The organism is Streptomyces xanthophaeus (genome assembly GCF_000725805.1).
Taxonomy (GTDB): Bacteria; Actinomycetota; Actinomycetes; order Streptomycetales; family Streptomycetaceae; genus Streptomyces; species Streptomyces xanthophaeus.
Map to the genome: position 1 here is coordinate 1 of NZ_JOFT01000049.1, position 23,522 is coordinate 23,522.

24 protein-coding genes and 1 pseudogene are annotated in these 23,522 nt (G+C 71.7%); 5 read left to right on the plus strand and 20 right to left on the minus strand.

All coding sequences use genetic code 11. From position 1 onward, the window contains the following. Positions 1-95 precede the first annotated feature (95 nt). Positions 96-1,019 carry a LysR family transcriptional regulator gene (locus tag IO30_RS0126080; protein ID WP_031146704.1) on the minus strand — a complete coding sequence of 308 codons (924 nt, stop codon included), beginning with the start codon at positions 1,017-1,019 and terminating at the stop codon, positions 96-98. Between the two features lie 70 nt (positions 1,020-1,089). Between IO30_RS0126080 and IO30_RS0126085 the strand changes: the two genes are divergently transcribed. Further along, entirely contained in the window at positions 1,090-2,208 is a 1,119-nt protein-coding gene (locus IO30_RS0126085; protein WP_031146705.1) for a TDT family transporter, read from the plus strand. A gap of 13 nt (positions 2,209-2,221) precedes the next feature. On the opposite strand, the gene IO30_RS0126090 is transcribed toward IO30_RS0126085, so the two are convergent. Together IO30_RS0126090 and IO30_RS0126095 are read right to left on the minus strand one after the other, a co-directional pair. Further along, positions 2,222-2,950 carry a helical backbone metal receptor gene (locus IO30_RS0126090; RefSeq protein ID WP_031146706.1) on the minus strand — a complete coding sequence of 243 codons (729 nt, stop codon included), beginning with the start codon at positions 2,948-2,950 and terminating at the stop codon, positions 2,222-2,224. Beyond that, a complete protein-coding gene (locus IO30_RS0126095) occupies positions 2,947-3,495 on the minus strand; it encodes a helix-turn-helix domain-containing protein (RefSeq protein WP_031146707.1) in 549 nt (182 codons plus the stop codon). The genes IO30_RS0126090 and IO30_RS0126095 overlap by 4 nt, the downstream gene beginning before the upstream one ends. Positions 3,496-3,848: 353 nt before the next feature. Here IO30_RS0126095 and IO30_RS0126100 point away from each other — a divergent pair, with 353 nt between their 5' ends. The 3 genes from IO30_RS0126100 to IO30_RS0126115 all read left to right on the plus strand — a co-directional run bounded on the left by IO30_RS0126100 (position 3,849) and on the right by IO30_RS0126115 (position 6,972). Continuing rightward, the gene (locus IO30_RS0126100; protein WP_031146708.1) at positions 3,849-4,754 is read left to right on the plus strand and encodes a 5'-3' exonuclease; all 906 of its coding nucleotides are present in this window, start codon (positions 3,849-3,851) and stop codon (positions 4,752-4,754) included. A gap of 48 nt (positions 4,755-4,802) precedes the next feature. After that, positions 4,803-5,648, plus strand: a complete 846-nt coding sequence (locus IO30_RS0126105) for a siderophore-interacting protein (protein WP_031146709.1) — start codon at positions 4,803-4,805, stop codon at positions 5,646-5,648. Positions 5,649-6,006: 358 nt separating this feature from the next. Then, positions 6,007-6,972, plus strand: a complete 966-nt coding sequence (locus IO30_RS0126115; protein ID WP_031146710.1) for a pseudouridine synthase — start codon at positions 6,007-6,009, stop codon at positions 6,970-6,972. Between the two features lie 8 nt (positions 6,973-6,980). Here the strand turns inward: IO30_RS0126115 and IO30_RS0126120 are convergent, their stop codons facing one another. The 13 genes and pseudogenes from IO30_RS0126120 to IO30_RS0126180 all read right to left on the minus strand — a co-directional run bounded on the left by IO30_RS0126120 (position 6,981) and on the right by IO30_RS0126180 (position 19,679). Beyond that, on the minus strand, positions 6,981-7,631 hold the full coding sequence (locus tag IO30_RS0126120; protein ID WP_031146712.1) for a TetR/AcrR family transcriptional regulator: 651 nt from the start codon (positions 7,629-7,631) through the stop codon (positions 6,981-6,983). A gap of 90 nt (positions 7,632-7,721) precedes the next feature. Then, entirely contained in the window at positions 7,722-10,562 is a 2,841-nt protein-coding gene (locus IO30_RS0126125; RefSeq protein ID WP_031146714.1) for a DEAD/DEAH box helicase, read from the minus strand. Between the two features lie 100 nt (positions 10,563-10,662). Then, positions 10,663-11,228, minus strand: a pseudogene (locus tag IO30_RS40820) (sphingosine kinase); the annotation flags it as partial. A 28-nt stretch (positions 11,229-11,256) separates the two neighbouring features. Then, positions 11,257-12,222 (minus strand): twin-arginine translocase subunit TatC, encoded by a 966-nt coding sequence (gene tatC, locus IO30_RS0126135; RefSeq protein ID WP_031146716.1) that lies wholly within the window; start codon positions 12,220-12,222, stop codon positions 11,257-11,259. Positions 12,223-12,269: 47 nt separating this feature from the next. Further along, complete coding sequence (gene tatA, locus IO30_RS0126140; protein ID WP_031146718.1) at positions 12,270-12,566, minus strand: Sec-independent protein translocase subunit TatA; 297 nt, start codon at positions 12,564-12,566, stop codon at positions 12,270-12,272. Positions 12,567-12,749: 183 nt separating this feature from the next. Next, on the minus strand, positions 12,750-12,950 hold the full coding sequence (locus tag IO30_RS0126145) for a hypothetical protein (protein ID WP_031146720.1): 201 nt from the start codon (positions 12,948-12,950) through the stop codon (positions 12,750-12,752). A 26-nt stretch (positions 12,951-12,976) separates the two neighbouring features. Next, a complete protein-coding gene (locus tag IO30_RS0126150; protein WP_031146722.1) occupies positions 12,977-13,204 on the minus strand; it encodes a CpXC domain-containing protein in 228 nt (75 codons plus the stop codon). A 14-nt stretch (positions 13,205-13,218) separates the two neighbouring features. Beyond that, positions 13,219-14,187: a helix-turn-helix transcriptional regulator gene (locus IO30_RS0126155; RefSeq protein WP_031146724.1), complete on the minus strand. Its 969-nt coding sequence runs from the start codon at positions 14,185-14,187 to the stop codon at positions 13,219-13,221. 160 nt (positions 14,188-14,347) lie between these two features. Then, positions 14,348-15,304, minus strand: coding sequence for a helix-turn-helix transcriptional regulator (locus IO30_RS0126160; RefSeq protein ID WP_031146726.1), 957 nt, complete (start codon positions 15,302-15,304; stop codon positions 14,348-14,350). A gap of 128 nt (positions 15,305-15,432) precedes the next feature. Then, positions 15,433-15,828 carry an FKBP-type peptidyl-prolyl cis-trans isomerase gene (locus tag IO30_RS0126165; protein ID WP_031146728.1) on the minus strand — a complete coding sequence of 132 codons (396 nt, stop codon included), beginning with the start codon at positions 15,826-15,828 and terminating at the stop codon, positions 15,433-15,435. 28 nt (positions 15,829-15,856) lie between these two features. After that, the gene (locus tag IO30_RS0126170; RefSeq protein ID WP_031146729.1) at positions 15,857-16,798 is read right to left on the minus strand and encodes an FKBP-type peptidyl-prolyl cis-trans isomerase; all 942 of its coding nucleotides are present in this window, start codon (positions 16,796-16,798) and stop codon (positions 15,857-15,859) included. Between the two features lie 127 nt (positions 16,799-16,925). After that, positions 16,926-18,287 carry a Pup--protein ligase gene (pafA, locus tag IO30_RS0126175; protein WP_030016332.1) on the minus strand — a complete coding sequence of 454 codons (1,362 nt, stop codon included), beginning with the start codon at positions 18,285-18,287 and terminating at the stop codon, positions 16,926-16,928. A gap of 129 nt (positions 18,288-18,416) precedes the next feature. Beyond that, on the minus strand, positions 18,417-19,679 hold the full coding sequence (locus tag IO30_RS0126180) for an MFS transporter (protein ID WP_031146732.1): 1,263 nt from the start codon (positions 19,677-19,679) through the stop codon (positions 18,417-18,419). A gap of 159 nt (positions 19,680-19,838) precedes the next feature. Between IO30_RS0126180 and IO30_RS0126185 the strand changes: the two genes are divergently transcribed. Further along, entirely contained in the window at positions 19,839-20,834 is a 996-nt protein-coding gene (locus IO30_RS0126185) for a LacI family DNA-binding transcriptional regulator (protein WP_031146733.1), read from the plus strand. 58 nt (positions 20,835-20,892) lie between these two features. Here the strand turns inward: IO30_RS0126185 and prcA are convergent, their stop codons facing one another. From prcA to IO30_RS0126205, 4 genes are all read right to left on the minus strand, one after another. Then, on the minus strand, positions 20,893-21,657 hold the full coding sequence (gene prcA, locus IO30_RS0126190) for a proteasome subunit alpha (RefSeq protein WP_031146735.1): 765 nt from the start codon (positions 21,655-21,657) through the stop codon (positions 20,893-20,895). A 74-nt stretch (positions 21,658-21,731) separates the two neighbouring features. Beyond that, positions 21,732-22,571 carry a proteasome subunit beta gene (gene prcB, locus IO30_RS0126195; protein ID WP_031146737.1) on the minus strand — a complete coding sequence of 280 codons (840 nt, stop codon included), beginning with the start codon at positions 22,569-22,571 and terminating at the stop codon, positions 21,732-21,734. Next, on the minus strand, positions 22,523-23,035 hold the full coding sequence (locus tag IO30_RS43785; protein WP_078904391.1) for an endonuclease VII domain-containing protein: 513 nt from the start codon (positions 23,033-23,035) through the stop codon (positions 22,523-22,525). The genes prcB and IO30_RS43785 overlap by 49 nt, the downstream gene beginning before the upstream one ends. 117 nt (positions 23,036-23,152) lie before the next feature. Beyond that, positions 23,153-23,365 carry a ubiquitin-like protein Pup gene (locus IO30_RS0126205; RefSeq protein WP_030233608.1) on the minus strand — a complete coding sequence of 71 codons (213 nt, stop codon included), beginning with the start codon at positions 23,363-23,365 and terminating at the stop codon, positions 23,153-23,155. Positions 23,366-23,522 lie beyond the last annotated feature (157 nt).

Sequence of the window (23,522 nt, forward strand, 5' to 3'; positions counted from 1 at the left end):
GCCACGGCTCGTACTGGACGTACTTGCGTGGTCCGACAACGCGGGGAGGTGCCGTGCCGGGCGCCGCGACCCGGTGGACCTTTCCGGTCACAGCACTAGCTCCTGCCCCTGGTGAGGGAGAGGAGGTCGCGGGCTGGGCCGGCCGGGCGGGCGCCCGTCGGCCAGACGGCCCGCAGGGCGCGGTCCAGGGCCGCCCCGTCGACCGGGACCGCGACCAGGCGGCGCGCCGCCAGCTCGTCCACCACGGCCAGCGCCGACAGCACGCACGGCCCGGCGCCGCTCAGCGCCGCCGCCTTCACCGCGGTCGTCGACGCCAGCTCCAGCAGGGGTTCGGCCAGTCCCCCGCATCCGGCCAGTGCGGCGTCGAGCACCTGCCGCGTGCCCGAGCCCCGCTCGCGCAGGATCAGCGGCGTCGACGCCAGTTCCGCCGCGGCCACCCCGCGCGTGCGCCGCGCCCACGGGTGCCCCGGCGCCACGGCCACGACCAGCCGGTCCTGCGCGATCACCGCCGAGTCCAGGCCCTCGGGCACGGTCAGGCCCTCCACGAAGCCGAGGTCCGCCTCGTGCGCGAGGACCTGCTCGGCGACCACCGCCGAATTCCCCGCGTGCAGGGACACCGCCGTGTCGGGCCGCTGCCCGCGCAGGGCGATCAGCCAGCCCGGCAGCAGGTACTCCGCGATGGTCATGCTGGCGGCCACCCGCAGCCTCGAATCGCGTCGGCCCCGTAGCGCCTGCGCCCCGGCGTCGAACGCCTCCGCCGCCTCCACCACCTGCCGGGCCCAGTCCGTGACCAGCGCACCCTCCGCCGTCAGCGTCGACCCCCGGGGCGAGCGGTCGACCAGTGCCACGCCCAGCCGGGTCTCCATGGCCCGGATCCGGCTGCTGGCCGCGGGCTGGGTGATGCCCAGCCGCCGGGCCGCGCCGCTGAGGCTGCCCACCCGCGCCACCGCGAGGAGCAGCTCCATCGCGCCCAGGTCCGGCACCCGGTGAGCCAGCGGAACCCACTCTTCATTGCCCATAACATCAGTTTATGGCCTCATAGGGAGATCACCTCTGCCGACCGGGACGGACCGGCGGGAGGCTGGGTCCATGGCCACCACCCTCGTGCGACCCCGCACCCTCCCCGACGAGCCCGCGCCCCGCGCCCACAAGGCCCCCGCGCTGCGGAACCTCGGCCCCAACTGGTACGCCTCCGTCATGGGCACGGCCATCGTCGCCAACGCCGGCGCGACCCTCCCGTACCAGCTCCCCGGACAGCGCGTGGCCTGCCAGATCGTCTGGGCGCTGTCCGCGCTCGCCCTCGCCGCCGTGCTGACGGCCCGGGCCGGGCACTGGATCCACCACCGCGACCAGGCCCGCGCCCATCTCCTCGACCCGGCCGTGGCCCCGTTCTACGGCTGCCTCTCGATGGCCCTCCTGGCCGTCGGCGGCGGCACCCTCATCGTGGGCAAGGACCTGATCGGGACCGGCGCGGCCGTCGCCGTGGACACCGTGCTCTTCACCGCCGGCACCGCGGTCGGCCTGGTCATGGCCGTGGCCGTGCCCTACCTGATGATCGTCCGCCACAAGGTCGACGCCCGGCAGGCCACCCCCGTGTGGCTGCTCCCCCTGGTCGCCCCCATGGTCTCCGCCGCGCTGGGCCCGGTGCTCATACCCCACCTGCCCGCCGGCCAGCCCCGCGAGGCCCTGCTGCTCGCCTGCTACGCCATGTTCGGCATCAGTCTGCTCGCCACCCTGCTGATGCTCCCCCTGATCCTCGGCCGGCTGATCGTGGGCGGCCCCCTCCCCCTGGCCCTGACCCCCACCCTCTTCCTGGTGCTGGGCCCGCTCGGCCAGTCGACCACCGCCGTGAACCAGCTCGCCGACGTCGCCCACCAGTCGATCGGCGCCCCCTACGCCGGAGCGCTGAGCGCCTTCGCGGTCGTCTACGGGGTCCCCGTCATGGGCTTCGCGCTGCTGTGGCTGGCCCTGGCCGCGGCCATGCTGGTCCGGGCGGCCCGCGCCGGCATGGGCTTCGCCATGACCTGGTGGGCCCTGACCTTCCCCGTCGGCACCTGCGTCACCGGCGCCACCGGCCTGGCCCACCACACCGGCCTGACCGCCTTCTCCTGGCTGGCCACGGCCCTGTTCCTGGCCCTGCTGACGGCCTGGCTCCTGGCCGCCGCCCACACCCTCCGCGGCCTGCTCTCGGGCCGCCTCCTCGCCTAGGGCGGGCAACCGCTCAGCGCGCCGCGTGCAGGGCGGCCGCCAGGGCCGCCGGAGCCTCGGCCAGCGAGGGGCCGTACCAGGTCAGGTACCGGCCGTCGACCAGGGCGGCCGGCAGGCCCGGGAAGGCCTCCGGCCCGTCCTCGGCCGAGAAGCGGTACGGCTCGTCCGGGAGCACCACCAGATCGCAGCCGGCGGCCGCCAGTTCCTCCACCGGCACCCGGGGGTAGCGCTCCGGGTGCCCGGCGTACGCGTTGCGGACCCCGAGCCGCGCCAGCAGGTCCCCCGCGAAGGTGTCCCGGCCCAGCACCATCCACGGCCGCCGCCAGACCGGCACGAAGGCGGTGAGCGCGCCGACCGGCTCCACCCCGGCCCAGGCGCGCTCCGCGTCCACCAGCCAGCCCGGCCTCTTCAGCCCCAGCGCCCCCACCAGCACCCGGTCCAGTTCCCGTAGCGCCTGCGGCAGGTCCCGGACCTCGGTGACCAGCACCTCCACCCCGGCGGCGCGCAGCTCCGCCAGGTCCGGGGCCCGGTTCTCCTCCTCGTTGGCGATCACCAGGTCCGGACGCAGCCCGACGATCCGGCGGACGTCGGGGTTCTTCGTCCCCCCGATCCGCACCGCGCCCCCGAGGTCGGCGGGGTGCGTGCACCAGTCGGTCACCCCGGCCAGCAGCCCCGGCGCGCTCACCGCCACCGCCTCGGTCAGGGACGGCACCAGCGAGACGACCCGCCGCGCGGCGCTCACCGGCCGGGCGACGGCGGCTCGGACGTGGCGTGGATGTGGTCCGCGACGGCGACGACCAGGAGCCGGGTGTCCTCGGTGACGGCCCGCCAGCGGTGGCGCACACCGCCCGACAGGAACAGCGCGTCCCCGCTCTCCAGCCGGTACGCCCGCCCCTCCGCCTCCACCTGGCAGGCGCCCGAGATCACGTACATCAGCTCGTCGTTGCGGTGCTGGTACTCGCGGCCCGCGTCCTGGTCCCCGGTGAACTCCAGGGCGTGCAGCTGGTGATGGCCGCGCACCAGGGGCCGTACGCCCGGCACCGGGGTGAGCCCGGACGCGTCACCGGCCCGTACGAGGTCCACCGTGCGCGCCGTGTCGGAGGCGGCCAGCAGTTCGACGGCCGTGGTCTCCAGCGCGTCCGCGACCCGCTCCAGGGACCGCATGCTGGGCCGGGCCCGCTCGTTCTCTATCTGGCTGAGGAAGGGGACCGACAGGCCGCTGCGCGCCGAGACGGCCGCCAGGGTCAGGTGGAGGGCGCGACGCCGCTTGCGGACGGCCACGCCCACCCGCAGCGGTTCCTTCGCGTCCTTGTCCTTGTCCTTTTCCTTGTCCGTCGCCTTGTTCCCGCTCTTGCCGTGCTCGCGGTCCAAGCCGTGCGGGCCGTCCGTGCCGTCCCTGTCGTTCATGTGGGGGCTGCCCTCCCCTTGTCCGTCGCACATCGGTGTGCTGTAAGCACCTTACGCAGCAACCGCCTCCGGTATCGCGCTCACGGGTGGACCCGTCCCCCCGAACGCTGCCGTGGTGTATGCGCGCGCTCACCGTCCGTGACCCGTCGGGCGGGCCCGCCAAGGGCGGTCCGGGGTCGCCGGGGCGCGCAGCGCGTTGCGGCATCATCGTGTCCGTGACGACACGACGCCTGATGCTCCTGGACACCGCTTCCCTCTACTACCGCGCCTACTTCGGTGTGCCGGACTCCGTGAAGGCCCCCGACGGCACCCCGGTGAACGCCGTGCGCGGGCTGCTCGACTTCATCGGACGGCTGGTCCAGGACCACCGCCCGGACGACCTCGTGGCGTGCATGGACGCCGACTGGCGGCCCCACTGGCGGGTGGAGCTGATCCCCTCCTACAAGGCGCACCGCGTCGCCGTGGAGACCGAGGCGGGCCCGGACGTGGAGGAGACCCCGGACACCCTCGCCCCGCAGGTGCCGATCATCGAGGCGGCCCTGGACGCCTTCGGCATCGCCCGCGTGGGGGTCGCGGGCTTCGAGGCGGACGACGTGATCGGTACGCTCACGGCCCGCGCGAGCGGCCCCGTGGACATCGTCACCGGCGACCGGGACCTGTACCAGCTCGTGGACGACGCCCGTCGGCGGCGCGTGCTCTACCCCCTCAAGGGCGTGGGCACCCTCCAGGTGACGGACGAGGCCTGGCTGCGCGAGAAGTACGGGGTGGACGGCCCCGGGTACGCGGACCTGGCGCTGCTGCGCGGCGACCCGAGCGACGGCCTGCCGGGCGTGCCGGGGATCGGCGAGAAGACCGCGGCCAAGCTCCTCGACGCGTACGGCACGCTCGCCGGAATCATCGCGGCGATCGACGACCCGAAGTCGAAGCTGACCCCCACCCAGCGCAAGCGCCTGGACGAGTCCCGGCCCTATCTGGCGGTGGCTCCGAAGGTGGTCCAGGTGGCCTCGGACGTGCCGTTGCCGCAGTTCAACCCGGCTCTGCCCGCGGTCGCGGCGCAGCCCGAACTGGTCGACGCCCTCGCCCATCGGTGGGGTCTCGGCGGGGCCGTGTCGCGCCTGAGCAGCGCGCTGCGGCCCTGAGGTGCTAACTTAGGTAATCCTAAGTACCAGGGGAGTCAGGGAGTAACCGTGGCAGAAGGACGCGCCCGTACAGTCGCCGCCGCCGTCGTCGTACGCACCGAACGGCTTTCACCGCACATGGTGCGGATCGTGCTGGGCGGTGAGGGACTGGCGGGATTCGGCGCGGGCGAGTTCACGGACCATTACGTCAAGCTCCTCTTCCCCCCACAGGGCGTCTCCTACCCCTCGCCGTGGAACCTCGAGCAGATCCGGGCCGATTTCCCCCGCGCCCAGTGGCCGCGCCAGCGCGCGTACACGGTCCGGGCCTGGGATGCGGCACACCTCGAACTGACCCTCGATTTCGTGGTCCACGGCGACGAGGGCCTGGCCGGGCCGTGGGCGGCCCGCGTCCAGCCGGGTGAACTCGTACGGTTCCTCGGCCCGGGCGGCGCCTACGCCCCGGACCTGACGGCCGACTGGCACCTCCTGGTCGGCGACGAGAGCGCACTGCCCGCGATCGCCGCGGCGATGGAGGCGGTCCCGGCCGGTACCCGGGTCCACGCCTTCATCGAGGTCGAGGGCCCGGCCGACGAGCTGAAGATCGCCGCCGCGGACGGGACCGTGCCCTTCTGGATCCACCGCGGCGACCGCCCGGTCGGCGAGGCGCTGGTCGAAGCGGTCACCGCCCTGCGGTTCCCGTCCCCGGACGTGCACGCCTTCGTCCACGGCGAGGCCGGCTTCGTCAAGGAACTCCGCCGCCACCTGCGCCTGGAACGCGGCATCCCGCGCGAGCGCCTGTCGATCTCCGGCTACTGGCGCCTGGGCGAGACGGACGAGGGCTGGCGCGCGATCAAGCGCGACTGGAACGCCACGGTGGAGGCCGAGCAGGAACTCCGCCACGAAGCCGCGGCCTGACCCCTCCGGAACACCCGGACACCCCGGACAGCCCGAGCCCTCGGGCCCGGGCTGTCCGGCGTTCCGGCCGCGCGCCCGTCAGCCGTCCGGCGGCAGGACGTCCCCGTGCGTACGCTCCGCGCACCGGGCACGGCCGGAGCCGCGGTCCTGCTGACCGCGACGGCGGCGGCCTCCGGGGCGGCCGCGGCCAGATCGCCTCGCTGTCCGAGCCGCTCTCCTCGACGGTCGCGGCCGGCGCCCTCACCACCCCGACGCGTTCGACCGGCACTCCACCCTGCCCGGGTCCTCCCTCAAGGACCTCTGGATCACCGACACCTGGGCACCCCCACCCGGCAGGAGCCGCATAGCCTGTCCTGCGATGAGACGCAGAGCCCCGCTACCCCCCTCGCCGCTGCCCCAGCGCGCCGGTATCGACCCCGTCCGGCTGCGCCTGCCCGCGGACCCCGACGGCGCCTGGCCCGACCTCGGCAGCTACCTCGCCGCGCACTACGCGGGCGGGCCCGGAGCCGCGGCCATCGCCGGGCTGCTGACGGCCGGCCGGGTGCTCGGCCCCGGCGGGCGCGTCCTGCGCGCCGAGGACCCGTACGAGGCGGGCGCCTACCTGTGGTTCCACCGGGACCTGCCGGCGGAACCGGCCGTGCCCTTCGCGATCCGCGTCGTGCACCGCGACCCGCACCTCCTGGTCGTGGACAAGCCGCACTTCCTGGCGACCACCCCGCGCGGCAGCCACATCACGCAGACCGCCCTGGCCCGCCTGCGCGCGGAACTGGACCTGCCCCAGCTCAGCCCGGTGCACCGCCTGGACCGGCTGACGGCAGGACTGGTCATGTTCAGCATCCGGCCCGCGGACCGCGGCGCCTACCAGCTCCTCTTCCAGCAGCGGCAGGTGCACAAGGAGTACGAGGCCCTCGCGCGCCACGATCCGCAGCTCGCCCTGCCACGCACGGTGCGCAGCCGGATCGAGAAGACCCGTGGGGTGATCGCGGCGGCCGAGGTGCCGGGCGGCGAGCCGAACGCCGAGAGCCTGGTCGAGCTCATCGCCACCCGGGGCGGCCTGGGACGCTACCGGCTGACCCCGCACACCGGCCGCACCCACCAGCTCCGGGTGCACATGAACGGCCTCGGCCTGCCCATCCTCGGGGACCCGGTGTATCCGCAGGTCACCGACCCGGCTCCGGACGACTACCGGCGCCCTCTCCAGCTCCTGGCCCGGGTGCTGGCCTTCACCGACCCGGTCACCGGCGCCGTCCACCGCTTCGAGAGCGGGCTCGCCCTCCAGGCCTGGGACGACCTCCCGGGCTGGGAGTCCGGCCCCGGGAGCTAGGCCGGGCGTCAGGCGCCGACGCCCGCGATCCGCAGCGCGGCGTCCGCCGTGGCCTCCGCGAAGACCGTGGCCGGCCGCCCGGGATCCGCGCGGTGGATCAGCATCACGCCCTCGATCAGCCCGAACACCAGGTCGTTGCGCAGGGCCAGCCCGGCCCGGTCCCCGGCCAGCTCCGCCCCGCCGCAGGCTCCCTGGAGCAACTCCCGGTAGATGTGCCGCAGTTCCGCCCGCATCCGGCGGAACTGGCCGAACCGGGCCCCGCCCACCTCGGGCAGCAGGTACAGCGCGCCCAGGTCGTACGGCCCCCCGCACAGCAGCAGCACGTCCGAGCGGCACAGCTCCCACAGCCGCCGGGCGGCCGGCCGCCCGGTGTCGGCCAGGAGCCTGCGGGCCAGCAGCAGCGAGGGGGCGACCGTGGACTCCAGGAGTTCGGCGAGGAGTTCCTCCTTGCCGCCGAAGTAGTGGTACATCGTGGCCTGGCGCAGCCCGGCCCGCTCGGCCACCGCCCGCGTGGTGGTGGCCGCGTATCCCCGGACGGTGAACAACTCGGCCGCCGCGCAGAGGAGTTCCTCACGCGGCGGCCGGCCGCTCACCGGTCTCACCTGGTCGGCGCGCGGCCGACCGACCCGTCTCGGTCCTGCATCTGCTTCCCCACCCATGGCCCGATCGTCGCACAGCGCACGACGAACCGATCATGGCAAGAGATGAGATCGAGCCACACCCACACTCGGAGGAAGCCCCAAAAGCGCCTAGCCGACCGAGCTGTAGGCCACTACACCCCGAAGTAGCGCGTCCACGGCCTTACGGGCATTTCGCGCCACCGTGCTCCCGCTGTCACCGGAGGCCGAAGGAGCCGCCGCGGCGATCTGCCCCAGGACGTCGATGACCTGCTTGCACCAGCGCACGAAGTCACCGGCCGGCATCTCCGCCTCGCGCAGCACCTCGTCCAGGCTCTTGTCGGAAGCCCACTGGTACGCCGCCCACGCGAAGCCGAGGTCCGGCTCCCGCTGGCCCACGCCCTCCGCCTGGTTGATGCGGTGGTCCTCCTCCAGCGCGTCGAGGCGGCCCCAGATCCGGACCATCTCGCCCAGCGCCTCCTTCGCCGCGCCGCCCGGCACCTTCGGTGCGACGGCGTCGTCGGACTGCCGCGCCTCGAAGACCAGCGCCGATACGCAGGCGGCCAGTTCGGCCGGGCTCAGGCCCTCCCAGACCCCGGCGCGCAGGCACTCGGAGGCCAGCAGGTCGAGCTCGCCGTAGAGCCGGGCGAGCCGCTTCCCGTGTTCGGTGACCTCGTCCTCGCGCAGGTAGTCCAGCTCGGTGAGCAGGGCGTGGATCCGGTCGAAGGTGCGGGCGATGGTGTTCGTCCGCCCCTCGATGCGGCGCTCCAGCTGCTGGGTGTCCCGCTTGAGCCGGTGGTAGCGCTCCGCCCAGCGGGCGTGGTCCTCGCGCTCGTCGCAGCCGTGGCACGGGTGCGCCCGCAGCTCGGCGCGCAGCCGGGCGATCTCGCGGTCGTCGGCCGCCGCGGCGCGCCCGCGGGGCGCCCGCCCGGGCCTGAAGTCGCCCGCCTTGGTCCGCAGTTGCGATGCCAGGTCCCGACGCGACTGCGGGGAGCGGGCGTTGAAGGTCTTCGGGATCCGCATCCGGTCCAACGGCTCCACCGGCACCGGGAAGTCGATCGCGGCGAGCCGCTTGACCTGCCGCTCGGCGGTGAGCACCAGCGGCCTCGGCCCCTCGGTGTACTCGTGCCCGCGGTGCCCGTTGACCCGCCCGGCCGGCACGCCCGGGTCCAGGACGAGCGCCAGCCCGGCGAACTTGCCGCTCGGCACGTGGATGATGTCGCCCGGCTTGAGCCTCTCCAGCGAGCTGGCGGCCTGCACCCGGCGCTGGGCCGCGCCCTGCTTGGCCAGGTCGGTCTCGCGGTCCTTGAGGTCGCGGCGCAGCTGCGCGTACTCCTCGAAGTTCCCCAGGTGGCAGGTCATGCCCTCCTGGTAGCCCTCCAGGCCTTCCTCGTTGCGCTGCACCTGCCGGGAGATCCCGACGACCGAGCGGTCGGCCTGGAACTGCGCGAAGGAGGTCTCCAGCAGCTCGCGCGAACGGTGCCGCCCGAACTGGCTGACCAGGTTCACGGCCATGTTGTACGAGGGCTTGAAGCTGGAGCGCAGCGGATACGTACGGGTGCCCGCGAGCCCGGCGAGACCCACCGGGTCCATGCCGCGCTGCCAGAGCACGACGGCGTGGCCCTCGACGTCGATGCCGCGCCGCCCGGCCCGGCCGGTGAGCTGCGTGTACTCGCCGGGGGTGATGTCGGCGTGCTGCTCGCCGTTCCACTTGACCAGCTTCTCCAGGATCACCGTGCGCGCGGGCATGTTGATGCCCAGCGCGAGGGTCTCGGTGGCGAAGACGGCCTTGACCAGGCCGCGGACGAACAGTTCCTCCACGACCTCCTTGAAGGTGGGCAGCATGCCCGCGTGGTGCGAGGCGATGCCCCGCTCCAGGCCTTCGAGCCACTCGTAGTACCCGAGGACGTGCAGGTCCTCGGTGGGGATGGAGGCGGTGCGCGCCTCGACGATCTCGCGGACCTGAAGGCGGGCCGCGTCGTCGTTGAGCCGCAGGCCCGCGTACAGGCACTGCTGGACGGCGGCCTGGCAGCCGGCCCGGCTGAAGATGAAGTTGATGGCGGGCAGCAGCCCGTCGTTGTCGAGGCGGGCGATGACCTCGGGCCGCGACGGGGTCCAGATCCGGCCGCGGGAGCGCCGCTCGCGCTCGCGGTCGGCCTCGCGGACCATCTTCCCGCGCCGCCGGTCCTTCGGACTGTACGAGCGGCTGTTCTCCTCGCGCGCCATCCGCAGCAGGTCGGGGTTGACCTCGCGGCGCGCGGAGCTGCGGCCGCCGTGGTCGGACTCCTCCTCGAACAGGTCGAAGATCCGCCGGCCGGCCATGACGTGCTGCCACAGCGGTACGGGCCGCTCTTCGGAGACGATCACCTCGGTGTCGCCGCGGACGGTGTCCAGCCAGTCGCCGAACTCCTCCGCGTTGGACACCGTGGCCGAGAGCGAGACCAGGGTCACCGACTCGGGGAGGTGGATGATCACTTCCTCCCAGACGGCTCCGCGGAACCGGTCGGAGAGGTAGTGCACCTCGTCCATCACGACGTAGCCCAGGCCGCGCAGCGCCTGCGAGCCCGCGTACAGCATGTTGCGGAGCACCTCTGTGGTCATCACGACCACGGGCGCATCGGAGTTGACGCTGTTGTCGCCGGTGAGCAGGCCCACCTTGTCGGCGCCGTAACGCTTGACGAGGTCCGCGTACTTCTGGTTCGACAGGGCCTTGATGGGCGTCGTGTAGAAGCACTTGCGGCCCTGCTGGAGCGCCAGGTGCACGGCGAACTCGCCGACGATGGTCTTGCCCGAGCCCGTGGGGGCGGCCACCAGGACGCCCTTGCCGGCCTCCAGTGCCTTGCAGGCCTCGATCTGGAAGGGGTCCAGATCGAATGCGTACATCTCGCGGAAGGGGTGCAGCGCGGTGGCCTCTTCGGCGGCGCGGATCCGGGCAGCGGCGTACCGCTCGGCGGGAGAGAGTTCTTCGGTCATCTTGAGATCGAGCCTACCCGCCACCTCTGACAACAGTCGCGATCATTTATACGAGTACGCGGACGGTCGTCGGACGGTCATACCAGGACGCGCAGGGCCGCGGGTGGCCGAGGCGGGTCCCCTTGTAGACCTGCGGGAAGACCTTGAGCAGGGTGGCCCGGCTGCAGTCGCCCACCACCGTGACGTCGAAGAGCCCGTCGTCGGGCACCGCGTCCGCGCAGATCCGCATGCCGCCCCCGTACGAGGACCCTCCCCCGAACTCCGTCCGGGGGCCCCCCTGCACGGCCACCAGCGTGGCCTCGGTCTCGATGACCCCGCCGCCGTCCAGGGTGATCCGGTAGGGGAAGGGCCGGAAGGCCGCCGGCTCGGCGACCATCGCCGGGTCGTACTTGAAGCGGCCGGCCGGCAGCCGCATCCGGTTGCCCCGGTCGTTGACCCGGGAGTCGAAGCCGGAGCACAGCACGGTCCCGTACCAGGTGCCGTCCGCGCGCCCGAGGTCGAGAGACCATGCCGTCCCCGCCCACCGCGATCACCGCGCCGGTGCCCTCACGGACGGCGGTGCGCAGCCGGGCCAGGGCGTCGGGCCCGTCGCCGCCGAGGACGGTCCGCACGCAGAGGCCCGCGGCCCGCGGTGGGATTGACGAAGAGGGTGACCTCAGAGCTCACCCCCGGAATGTACCGGAGGGTGATCTCCTCAGGTGGCGTCGTCGTAACCGTTGATCCGCTGGCGTCCGCCGTCGTCCTGCCCGGGGAGGGCGGCGGGTGCCGCGACCGGGTCCATGGAGCCGATCGGCGCGGGGGTGAGGTCCAGCTCGGCTGCTTCGTCGTCGTCCAGGCCCGCGTCGGGGTCGTTGCGCCGTCGCCGCCGGTCGTTGACCAGGCAGACGCCGAGCGCGATGAAGTACAGGGCGATGATCGGACCGGCCAGGGCCAGCATGGTCAGCGGGTCACCGGTGGGCGTGGCGAACGCGGCGAAGACCGTGATGCCCAGGACCATGGCGCGCCACCAGCCCGCCAGCCGCTTCGCGGTGAGGACCCCGGTGAAGTTGAGGAGGATCAGCAGCAGCGGCAGCTCGAAGGCGAGACCGAAGACGACGACCATGCGGGTGATCAGGTCGAGGTAGTCGTCGACCGGGAGCAGGTTACGCGCGTGCTCGGGCGTGAACTCGAGCAGGATGGTCGCGGTCTGCGGGAGGACCTTGTACGCGAGCACGGCGCCGGCGCCGAAGAGCGGCGCACCGACCGCGACGAAGCTCATCGCGTACTTCTTCTCGTGGCTGTGCAGCCCGGGGGCGGTGAAGGCCCAGAGCTGGTAGAGCCACACCGGCGCGGAGATCACGATGCCGGCGGTCAGCGAGACCTTCAGGGCGATGGAGAACGGCGCGATGAGGCCGTTGACCGTCATGTCGGCGCAGGGGCGGCCGTTGCGCTGCGAGACCACCCCGTCGGTGCAGCCGACGGAGTCCAGCATCGGCTTCAGCATGAAGTCGATGAGGTCCTTGTAGAAGAAGGCCGCCACGACGGTGATCACGAGGATCGCCAGGACCGACTTCAGCAGGCGGTTTCTCAGTTCGCGCAGGTGCTCGACGAGAGGCATGCGCCCTTCGGCGTCCTTGGCCTGTCGTTCTGGCTTCCCCTGCTTGCGGGCAGACTTGAGCAACCCACGTCCCTTGTCTCGTTGCAGATGACTGGCGTGTCCGGCGGGTGTCAGCCCTGGGTGGTGCGGTTCGGCTCGCTGACGGGCCGGGAGCTGGTGACGTCACCGGGCGCGGCCTGGATGGTGCGCGGGGCGACGGGCTGCTGGGCGGCCTGGTCGGCGGCGGTGGGGGCCGCGGCCGCGTCCTCCGCCTCGCCGTCCTTCTTCATGGCCTTGGCCTCGCTCTTGAGGATGCGGGCCGACTTGCCGAGGGAGCGCGCCATCTCCGGAAGCTTCTTGGCACCGAACAGCAGCACGATCACAGCGATGATCAGAAGGATCTCAAGGGGCTTCAGATTGCCGATCATGTGTGTCTTCCTTCTCACCGAAACGGCTGGTTGTGGTGGCTCCGGGCGGTTCGGACACCCATCCGGTAACCGCTCAGACAAGGATCGTAACCCCCGGGGGTTAACGCCCGGCAATCCCCCGGGGTACCCCCGATTGCGTACGGCCGGGTCACGACGGCGGCGGACTGCCGGTTTCGTCCCGGTTCAGGGACGCGCGATCCGGCCCGCGCGGGCCAGGTCGGCAGCGGCCCGCTCCAGGTCCCCCGAGGCGTCCGTGATCCGGCGGCTGGCCCGCTCGACCTGCCCGGCGAGTCTGCGGACCTCCACGAAGACCCGCACGGCCAGGACGGACAGGACGGCGACCCCGAGGAAGCCCAGGACAATTGCGAGCATCGGCCACAGCATGGGGCGAGCCTAGGCCACCGGCCGCCTCAGATGCTGCGCAGGGTGCTCACGCCGCCACCGGTCAGCAGTTCCACGATGCGCTCGCCGGCGGGCTTGCGTACGGAGGCACCGCACTCGGGACAGGTGAAGGAGTAGAAGGTGGTCCGCCTGCTGCCTCCGATGGCCAGCCGCAGGGCGGCCGCGTCCAGCTCGAAGCGGGCCCGGCAGTCGGGACAGGAGGCCTTGAAGGCCACGGGTCCGGACGTTGGCGACATCGGCCGAACCTCCCTCAGACCTGTTCCCCGTACCCCGCGAGCGCTTCGCGGGCGGCGCTGCGCGCGCTCTCCGCCAGCTCCGCGGGAGCCACGATCCGCCCCTCGCGTCCCAGCCGCAGCGCGAGCCGCCGCAGCGAGGCCGGGTCCGGGCTGCGCAGCGTGATCCGCAGGCCCCCTTCGGCCAGCTCCTCGGCGCTGTCGTGCGGGTAGTACTCGGCGACCCAGCGCCCGCCCGGACCCACCTCGACGACGACCTCGGGGTCCTCGGCGGCGGGCTGGACCAGGCCCTCGGAAAGATCGCGCGGCTCGATCGCGGGCGGCTCGGCCCGCTCGTCCAGCAGCCGGATCTCCGCGACCCGGTCGAGGCGGAAGGTGCGCCGGGCCTCCGAGAGGTGGCACCACCCCTCCATGTACGTGTGCCCCACGGCGAAGAGCCGGATCGGGTCGACCTTGCGCTCGGTGAGCTCGTCGCGCGCGGGCGAGTAGTAGCGCAGCCACAGCCGGCGGCGTTCCGCGATGGCCCGGTCGACGTCCGCGAAGACCCCGCCCTCGGCCTCGAAGGTCACCGAGAGCCGGGAGCTGGCCCCGGCGGCCTCGCCCGCCGCCGCCTCCAGCTTGGCGGTGGCCCGCAGCAGGGCGTCCCGGTCGCTCTCGCGCAGCCCGGGCAGGGTCGCCACCGCACGGGCGGCGACCAGCAGCGCCGTCGCCTCGTCGGCGGCGAGCCGCAGCGGCTCGGCGGTTGACTCCCCCGAGGCGTCGGGGTTGCGCCACCAGATGCGCTCCCCGTCGGTGTCGATGTCGAGCAGGTCCCCGCCGCGGAAGCTGGTCCCGCACATGGGGAGCACGTCGAGGTCCGAGATCAGCTCGTCCTCGGTGATCCCGAAGGCTCGGGCGACGTCGGCGACGTGCGCCCCGGGGCGCTCGCGCAGGTAGGTCACCAGGGACAGCATGCGGCGGGTCTGGTCGATGGCGTTGGCAGCCATGCTGGTACGTCTCCCCCTCAGGGCGTGCTCGGCAGGTGGTGCGGCAGCGCGGTGGTGGTGCGGCGCGGTGGTGGTGCAGAAGCGCGGTGGTGCGAAGGCGCCCGGCGGTCGTGCGGTGCGGTGCGGTGCGGTGCCGGCGGGCGCTGCGGCGGCGGCCCGGTCAGCCCTTGGCCACGGCCCGCAGCCGGTCCACGACGTCGGCCCGCAGATCGGCGGGCTCCACCACCACGACGTCCGGCCCGAACTCCACCAGCCAGGCGTCCAGCCCGTGCCCGTACGGAATCTCCAGCTCGTCCCAGCCGTCCCCGCCCTCGCGCACGGCGGTGGCCTTGGCCCGCAGCGGGTAACCCGCGCCGCTGCGCAGCCGGATCAGCGCGGAACGGTCCGCGCTCTCCCCGGCCCAGCTCGCCACGGTCTCGCGCACGGTCACCACGTCGGGCACCTCGGCGGTGTACTTCGCGGCGCGGGAGCGAACCTTGCCGGTGATCCGGGAGAGCCGGAACACCCGCTCCGCCCCGCGGTCGCGGTCGAAGCCGGCCAGGTACCAGTGGCCGCGCCAGCACTCCAGCGCCCAGGGCTCCACCTGACGGGTCTCGGGCCGGGCGGCGTTGGACTTGCGGTAGTCGAACACCACCGGCCGGCGGTCCCGGCAGGCCAGCATCAGGGGCTCGAAAGCCGCCTCGTGGACCGGGATGCGGGGCTCGATGGCGCTGTGCTGGCCCTCGTAGGGGTCACCCGCCTCCGGCATCCCGCCCGCGCGCAGCTTCTGCAGGGCGCCGCTCGCGGCCCCGGCGAGGCGGGCCTGCTGCCAGACCTTGGCCGCCAGCCCCAGGGCGGCGGCCTCCTCGGCGTCGAGGGCGACGGGCGGCAGCCGGTTGCTGTCCCGGCGGGCCAGGTAGCCCGTCTCGCCCTCCAGGTTCTCCACCGTCTCGATGACCAGGCCGAGTTCGCGCAGATCGTCCTTGTCGCGCTCGAACATCCGGTTGAAGGACTCGTCGTTGCCGGCTTCCATGTACGCCTCGATGGAGCCGCGCAGTTCGCGCTTGCTCAGCGGCCGACGGGTCCCCAGCAGACACAGCGCCAGATTCATCAGCCGCTCGGCCTTGGCAATCGCCATCGACGCCCTTCCGCCCTTCTCCGCGAACACCCGTGACCGTTGACCGTACCGTCCCGGGACGTCCGGGCAAAAGCGAGGGGCCCCCGCCGTACCGGCGGGGGCCCCTCAGCGGATCGCGGGTGTCCGGATCAGCCGACCTTGACCAGGTCGCACACGAAGATCAGCGTCTCGCCCGGGGCGATCGCGCTGCCCGCGCCACGGTCGCCGTAGGCGAGGTGGGCGGGGATCGTCAGCTTGCGGCGGCCGCCGACCTTCATGCCCTGGACGCCCTGGTCCCAGCCGGAGATGACCTGGCCGATACCGAGCTGGAACTGCAGCGCGGAGCCGCGGTTCCAGGAAGCGTCGAACTCCTCGCCGGTGGAGAAGGCCACGCCCACGTAGTGGACGGAAACCCGGTCGCCGGCCTTGGCCTCGTCGCCGTCGCCCAGCCAGATGTCCTCGGAGACGAGGTCCTCGGGGGCTTCGCCCTCGGGGAAGTCGATCTCGGGCTTCTCGAGCTTGTCGCTCACGGAACTTCTCCTCATACGTACGAAACGGTCAACCGGAACAGTCTTACATCACGGCGAGGATGTCGAGGCTGAAGACCAGCGTCGAATTGGCCGGGATGGTCCCCTGCTCCTTGTCGCCGAAGCCCATGTCCGGCGGGATGACCAGCAGGATGCGACTGCCGGCCTTCTTGCCGATGATGCCGTCCTTCAGACCCTTGACCGAGAGCTGGTCCATCGGCCAGGTGACCGACGTGTCGGCGGTGTACGTGGACTCGAAGGTCTTGTCGTCCTTCCACGTCTTGCCGTTGAACTTGACGACGACGCTGTCGACGTCCTTCACGACCGGGCCGTCACCCTCGATGACGTAGTTCGAGACCAGCTTCGCCGGCGGAGCGACGTCCTTCGGGACGGTGACGGGCACTTCCTTGCCGTCCACGTTGGTGCCGACCTTGGGCAGGTCCTTGTTGTCCTGGGCGACTTCCTTGCCCGTGGCCGAGACCGGGACGGAGGTGCCCTTGACGATGTCGACGACGAAGACCAGCGTGGCGTTCGCCTTGATCTTCTCGCCGGAGCCCTGCGCGCCGTAACCGAGCTCCGGCGGGATCACCAGCTCGATGCGGCTGCCGACCTTCTGGCCCTCAAGGCCCTGGTCCCAGCCCTTGATGACCGCGCCCGCGCCGACGGTCACGTCGAAGGGCTTGCCCTTGCCGAAGCTCTCGTCGAACGGCTCCTTGCCGTCCCACACCTGGCCGTAGTAGTTGACCTGGGCGACGTCGCCCTTCTTCAGCGCCGGGCCGTCGCCCTCGCTGATGCTCACCACCTTGAGCTCCTTCGGCGGTTCGCCCTTCCCCTGCGACAGGGTGGGCTTCTCCCCGAACTTGGCACCCTCGGTGATCGCGGGCGCCCCGTTCTTCATCTGGGCGGAGTCGGAGCCGCTGTCATCGCCACAAGCCGCTGTCGACAGCAGCAGGAGGGGTACGACAAGCAGGCCGGCAAGTCGGCGCACGGGTTCCTCAGATCTCAGACGGCAAGGCGGTCGCCCGCCACTCTAAGCCGTGCAGAGGGCCCCGTACGAGTAACGTACGGGGCCCCTGGCCAAGATCAGAAGGTCAGTGCGGTGTCACACGACACACTCACATCCCGGCGATCAGCTTCTCCACCCGGTCGTCCACCGACCGGAACGGGTCCTTGCACAGCACGGTCCGCTGCGCCTGGTCGTTCAGCTTCAGGTGCACCCAGTCCACCGTGAAGTCCCGCCGCTGCTCCTGCGCCCGGCGGATGAAGTCACCGCGCAGCCGCGCCCTCGTCGTCTGCGGGGGCACCGACTTGCCCTCGAAGATCTTGAGGTCGTTGCAGATCCGCGCCGCCTGTCCTTTGCGCTCCAGCAGGTAGTACAGCCCGCGCCGGCGGTGGATGTCGTGGTAGGCGAGGTCTATCTGAGCCACCCGCGGGTTCGACATCGTCATGTTGTGCTTGGCCCGGTACCGCTCGATCAGCTGGTACTTCATGACCCAGTCGATCTCGGTCCCGATCCGGTCCAGGTCCTCGGCGTCGATGGCGTCGAGCGTGCGGCCCCACAGCTCCAGCACCTGGTCCACCACACCGGTACGGATCCCCCGGCGCTCCGCGAAGTCCACCGCCTTGTCGTAGTACTCCCGCTGGATCTCCAGCGCCGAGGCCTCCCGGCCGCTCGCCAGACGCACCTTGCGCTGGCCGGTGATGTCATGACTGACCTCACGGATCGCCCGGATCGGGTTCTCCAGCGTCAGGTCCCGCATCACCGTGCCCGCCTCGATCATGCGCAGCACGAGATCGGTGGCCCCGACCTTCAGCAGCATGGTCGTCTCGGACATGTTCGAGTCACCGACGATGACGTGGAGCCGCCGGTACCGCTCCGCGTCCGCGTGCGGCTCGTCCCTGGTGTTGATGATCGGCCGGGACCGGGTCGTCGCGGAACTGACGCCCTCCCAGATGTGCTCGGCCCGCTGGCTCACGCAGTAGACCGCACCCCGGGGGGTCTGCAGTACCTTGCCCGCACCACAGATCAGCTGGCGCGTGACGAGGAACGGGATGAGGATGTCCGCCAGGCGGGAGAATTCCCCGTGCCGGGCCACCAGATAGTTCTCGTGGCATCCGTACGAGTTTCCCGCAGAGTCGGTGTTGTTCTTGAAGAGATAGACGTCGCCCGCGATTCCCTCCTCGTGCAGGCGGCGTTCGGCGTCGACGAGCAGGCCTTCGAGAATGCGCTCGCCGGCCTTGTCGTGCGTGACGAGTTCCGTCACGTTGTCGCATTCCGGTGTTGCATATTCCGGATGCGAACCCACGTCGAGGTAGAGGCGGGCGCCGTTCCGCAGGAAGACATTGCTGCTGCGGCCCCATGACACAACACGGCGGAAGAGGTAGCGCGCCACTTCGTCAGGAGACAGTCGGCGCTGTCCCCTGAACGTGCACGTGACGCCGTACTCGTTCTCCAGCCCGAAAATGCGGCGGTCCATGACTGAACATTACGCCTTCTGCCCTCTTCTGAAACCGGGTTCGCCCATGCCGTTCCGATCAGTTCCCGGCAACCGGCCCCCGCAACACCGCACAAGTGACTGCCGATCAGCCCGCACAGCGGCCCCCGGTCAGCCCGCGGAAGGCACCTCGGACACCGCACCGGAGGAGCCTTCCTGCGCCCGCTCGGCCGAACCCGCCACCTCCCGGCTGCGCCCGGGAGTTGCCAGCACCCGCTGAGTCAGCGTCAGCACCAGCAACGCCGCCGCCCCCGCCACACTCGCCACCCCGAAGCTCGCCGCCGTACCGCCCAGCTCCACCGCCGGCCCCGCCACGGCCGTACCCATCGCCGCACCCACCCCGAAGAAGGTGACCAGCCACGAGAAGGCCTCCGTCACCGTGCCCGCCGGAGCATGCCGGTCCACCACGATGAACGCACACGCGATCGCCGGCGCCAGGAACACGCCCGCCAGCGCACTCAGCGCCGTCATCGCCACCGGACCCGGCGTCAGCATCAACGGCAGATAGCACACCGCCAGCAGGGCCACCAGCACCCGCAGCCGCCGCTCCGGCGCACCCGCCCACGACCGGCCGCCGTAGACCACACCGCCTGCAAGAGCACCGAGCCCCAGGGCCGCCATCAGCCAGCCGTACACCGCCTGGCTCCCCTGGTCGTCCGCGTACGCCACACCGGCCACCGTGATCGACCCCAGCGCCGTCCCCACGAAGAAGAACGCCCCCAGCAGCGCCAGCAGACCGCGCGAGCGCAGCGCGCCCAGCCAGTGCGCCTCGCGCGGCTCCGACCGCCACGTGCGCGAGGGCTCGCACACCACCACGGACAGCGCGCCCAGCACACCGATCGCATTGATCACCAGCAGCGCCGCCGCCGGGTCCCACAGCGACACGAACAGCGTCACCAGCAACGGGCCGACCGTGAACATGACCTCCTGGGCCACCGCGTCCATGGCGTACGCGGCGTGCACCCGCTCCTCCTTGCCGCCCAGCACGCTCGGCCACAGAGCCCGCAGCCCGCCCTCCAGCGGCGGCGTGAACAGCCCCGCCACCACGACCGCCCCGTACGCGGCGACCACCGAACCGGTGCCCGCGAAGGCCAGCCACACCATCCCCAGGGCAGAGACCACCGCCGCCGGCAGCTGGACCCGCGGCTGCCCGTACAGGTCCACGGCCCGGCCCAGCAGCGGCTGACCCACCGCATTCGCCAGCCCGTACGCCGCCGCCAGCGCCCCCGCCAGGCTGTAGCTGCCGCCCTCGGCCCGCGTGAACAGCACGATCGCGATCGGTGCCGTGCCGTTCGGAAGCCGGCCTATGAGCGTGCCCACCAGCAGCCTCGCGGCATGCCTGGTCCGCAGCAGCTCCGCGTATCCCGCGGCCATGTCTGCCCCCTCCTGCCCGGAACCCGCCCGGGGTAATACGTATAACTTGACGAGGTCATACGTACCATGGCCACACTCCGCCCGTCCACACGCACGACACCACCACGGACCCCGGGCGGACCCGGACCCCCGAAGAACCAGCACTCCAGGAGCACCCCTGTGACGAGACCCACCAGCCGGGACGTCGCCACCGCCGCCGGGGTCTCCCAGGCCACCGTCTCCCTCGTCCTCGGCGACAAATGGCGCGGCCGCGTCTCCGAACGCACCGCCGGCCTCGTCCGCGAAAGCGCCGCCCGCCTCGGCTACCGCCCCAACCTCGCCGCCCGCAACCTGCGCCTCGGCTCCACCCGCACCGCCCTCCTCGTCGTCCCCGCCCTCACGAACGAATTCTTCGCCCGCGTCTACACCGGCGCCGCCCGCATCGCCGCCGAACACGGCTTCGGCGTCGTCCTCTATCCCTCCCCCGACGGCACCGGCCCCGCCCGCGACCCCTTCGCCTCGGCCCGCGCCGCCCTCGACGGAGTCATCGCCTCCTCCATGGCCGCCCACGCCCTCGACGCCCTCGGCGGCGACGGACTCCCCCTCGTCATGCTCGACAGCGACCCCACCGCCACCACCGCCGCGGCCCACGTCAACCTCGCCATGGCCGACGGCATGCGCCAGGTCACCGAACACCTCCTGACCCACGGCCACCGCCGCTTCCTCCACCTCGCCTCCGCCGTCGACTCCTGGACCTTCGACGTCCGCGCCCACGCCCTGGCCGCCCTCCTGGAGCCCCACGCCACCCTGCGCACCGCACGGGCCCACCTCACCGTCGACGCCGCCCGCACAGCCGCAGAAGCCGCCCTGACCACCCCCCGGGACCGGCCCACCGCCATCGTCTGCGACGACGACATCCTCGCCGCCGGCGCCTGCAAGGCCGCCCGCCGCCTCGGCCTGCGCATCCCCGAGGACCTCTCCGTCACCGGCTTCGACGACCTCGCCCTCGCCACCGCCGTCGACCCCGAGCTCACCACCGTCCACCTCCCCGCCGAACGCGTCGGCGAACAGGGCATGACCGCCCTCCTCACCGTCCTCGACGGAGGCACCTGGACCGCCCCCGACCTCCCCGTCGAACTCGTCGTCCGCGACTCCTCCGGACCCGCCCCCGCCTGAACGCAGAAGTGCCCCGGCCCGCCCACAAGGGCGGACCGGGGCACTTCGCACGCGATCCCTACTCGGCTTCCTCGTCGGGCGCCTCGTCGTTCGACACGGCATCGGCCTGCACCGCTGCCGTCACGTCCGCCTCCAGCAGCCGCGACAGCTGCCGGCCCCGGATCCGCTTGAACTTGCGCTGCTGCGCCCGCGTCCGGTCCAGCACGGCGACCTCGAGCCGCTCCGCCGGAATCGCCTTGTCCGCACCGTTCGCCTGGCTGGACAGCGCCTGCACCGCCAGCTTCAGCGCCTCGGACAGGGTCATCCCGTCCTGGTGCCGCTGATCCAGGAAGGTACTGATCTGCTCGGCGTTCCCGCCGACCGCGACCGAGCCGTGCTCGTCCACGATCGAGCCGTCGTGCGGCAACCGGTAGATCTGGTCCCCGGCCGCGGTGGCACCCACCTCGGCCACCACCAGCTCCACCTCGTACGGCTTCTCGCCGGCCGAGGAGAAAATGGTGCCCAGCGTCTGCGCGTAGACGTTCGCCAGCCCGCGCGCCGTCACGTCGTCGCGGTCGTAGGTGTAGCCGCGCAGGTCCGCGTAGCGCACACCGCCGATCCGCAGGTTCTCGTACTCGTTGTACTTGCCGGCGGCCGCGAAGCCGATCCGGTCGTAGATCTCGCTGAACTTGTGCAGGGCACGGGAGGGGTTCTCGCCGACGAACACGATGCCGTCGGCGTACTGCAGCACGACAAGGCTGCGACCGCGGGCGATGCCCTTGCGGGCGTATTCCGCCCGGTCGGCCATGGCCTGCTGGGGTGACACATAGAACGGAGTCGACACCGGCTGTCCGTCCCTTTCTTCTGGGCGGAGGGGGGGTCCCCCCGGACGGAGCCTGGGGGAAGGGCGGCGGATGGTCAGAGCAGGGCGGCGCGCGGGCCGTCGGGCTGCTCCAGACGACGGTTGGTGACCGTACGGGCGAGCTCCTGCGACTCGTCGTCGGTCAGCCTGCGGAAGCCCTCGTCCGTGATGACGGTGACGATCGGATAGATGTGGCGGTACAGGTCCGGCCCACCGGTCGCCGAGTCGTCGTCGGCCGCGTCGTACAGCGCCTGCACGACCAGCGTGGTGGCCTGCTCCTCCGTCAGGTCGGGACGGAACAGCTTCTTCATCGAGCCCCGGGCGAAGATCGAACCCGAACCGGTGGCGGCGTAGCCGTGCTCCTCGGAGCGGCCGCCCGTCACGTCGTAGGAGAAGATCCGGCCCTTCTCCTTGGCCTCGTCGTAGCCCGCGAACAGCGGGACCACGGCCAGACCCTGCATGGCCATGCCCAGATTGCTCCGGATCATGGTGGAGAGCCGGTTCGCCTTGCCCTCCAGGGAGAGGGTCGCCCCCTCCACCTTCTCGAAGTGCTCCAGCTCCAGCTGGAACAGCTTGACCATCTCCACGGCCAGGCCGGCCGTACCGGCGATGCCCACCGCGGAGTACTCGTCGGCCGGGAACACCTTCTCGATGTCCCGCTGCGCGATCATGTTCCCCATGGTCGCCCGCCGGTCACCGGCGAGCACGACCCCGCCGGGGAAGGTGGCGGCCACGATGGTCGTCCCGTGCGGCGCCTCGACGACACCCTCGGGCAGCTTGCGGTTGCCCGGCAGCATCTCGGGCGAGTGCGCGCCCAGGAAGTCCATGAAGGACGACGACCCCGGCGTCAGGAAGGCTGCCGGTAGACGCCCTGTGCCAAGATTGTTGGCTTCCACGCGTGTCCCTCCAGGTATGAGATGGCCCGACGCAGAGTGTCGGGATCCTCTCCCAACTTGCCGATGGCCGAGTTGCAGTTGAAGCACAGTACGCCTCGGACCTTACCCGTCGCGTGGCAGTGATCCACATGCACGGCCGGAGCCTTTAGGCAGATCAGGCAAAGCCCGCCTTGAGCTGCAATCATTTCGTCACGTTGAGCCTCTGTCATGCCATAGGAACGCTTGAGATGGCCCGCCCGGCCCTCTGCCGCACGACACGTCTTGCAGCGCGTGGACAACCCGTCCGACGCCGTCTTGTTGCGGTCCCATGCCGAATGCGGTTTGACCTCCCCGCACCGGCGGCAATACTTGTGCCCTTCCGGAGCGGGAACGCGTGGACGCACATTCCGGCCCTTGGCCTTCTGCCGCTCCTGGTGATAGTCGGCTACGCACGGCCTGCAGTAGACCCGCAAGCCGTCGCGCATCGCCCGGTTCGAAGCAAAGGCACTATGTGGCTTCGTCTCGCCACATCTCACACAGCGCTTCTCGGCCTCCGACACTCACCCTCCCCGAAGAGCTTCACCTTCGATTAGAAGGTGAAATCACTCTCCACCCTTCTGAACGAAGGACCGCACGAAGTCCTCGGCGTTCTCCTCCAGGACATCGTCAATCTCGTCAAGTACGGAGTCGACGTCGTCGGAGAGCTTTTCCTGGCGCTCCTTGAGGTCGGTCGATTCCTCGACCGCCGCCTCCTCGACCTCCTCGGTCGAGCGCGTCGCCTTCTGCTGTCCGCCGCCGGTGTCCTTGGTCGCCATGTCTACCTCACCCCGCTCGGTTCGCACGCTCACACAGAGAGATCCCGGATCGGGATCTCTCAAGATCAGACCCTACGTCGGACCCTACAAGGAGGGCCCGGCATTCGTCCCCGCACTTTCACAAGTCCGGCTTTCTCCATGATTCCCGGGCCGGAGG

Coding starts and splice junctions, on each gene's coding strand:
- IO30_RS0126080 (WP_031146704.1), bottom strand. CDS start 1,019: ATGGGCAATGAAGAGTGGGTTCCGCTGGCTCACCGGGTGCCGGACCTG.
- IO30_RS0126085 (WP_031146705.1), top strand. CDS start 1,090: ATGGCCACCACCCTCGTGCGACCCCGCACCCTCCCCGACGAGCCCGCG.
- IO30_RS0126100 (WP_031146708.1), top strand. CDS start 3,849: ATGCTCCTGGACACCGCTTCCCTCTACTACCGCGCCTACTTCGGTGTG.
- IO30_RS0126115 (WP_031146710.1), top strand. CDS start 6,007: ATGAGACGCAGAGCCCCGCTACCCCCCTCGCCGCTGCCCCAGCGCGCC.
- IO30_RS0126120 (WP_031146712.1), bottom strand. CDS start 7,631: ATGGGTGGGGAAGCAGATGCAGGACCGAGACGGGTCGGTCGGCCGCGC.
- IO30_RS0126125 (WP_031146714.1), bottom strand. CDS start 10,562: ATGACCGAAGAACTCTCTCCCGCCGAGCGGTACGCCGCTGCCCGGATC.
- tatA (WP_031146718.1), bottom strand. CDS start 12,566: ATGATCGGCAATCTGAAGCCCCTTGAGATCCTTCTGATCATCGCTGTG.
- IO30_RS0126145 (WP_031146720.1), bottom strand. CDS start 12,950: ATGCTGTGGCCGATGCTCGCAATTGTCCTGGGCTTCCTCGGGGTCGCC.
- IO30_RS0126150 (WP_031146722.1), bottom strand. CDS start 13,204: ATGTCGCCAACGTCCGGACCCGTGGCCTTCAAGGCCTCCTGTCCCGAC.
- IO30_RS0126155 (WP_031146724.1), bottom strand. CDS start 14,187: ATGGCTGCCAACGCCATCGACCAGACCCGCCGCATGCTGTCCCTGGTG.
- IO30_RS0126160 (WP_031146726.1), bottom strand. CDS start 15,304: ATGGCGATTGCCAAGGCCGAGCGGCTGATGAATCTGGCGCTGTGTCTG.
- IO30_RS0126165 (WP_031146728.1), bottom strand. CDS start 15,828: ATGAGGAGAAGTTCCGTGAGCGACAAGCTCGAGAAGCCCGAGATCGAC.
- pafA (WP_030016332.1), bottom strand. CDS start 18,287: ATGGACCGCCGCATTTTCGGGCTGGAGAACGAGTACGGCGTCACGTGC.
- IO30_RS0126180 (WP_031146732.1), bottom strand. CDS start 19,679: ATGGCCGCGGGATACGCGGAGCTGCTGCGGACCAGGCATGCCGCGAGG.
- IO30_RS43785 (WP_078904391.1), bottom strand. CDS start 23,035: ATGCGCGACGGCTTGCGGGTCTACTGCAGGCCGTGCGTAGCCGACTAT.
- IO30_RS0126205 (WP_030233608.1), bottom strand. CDS start 23,365: ATGGCGACCAAGGACACCGGCGGCGGACAGCAGAAGGCGACGCGCTCG.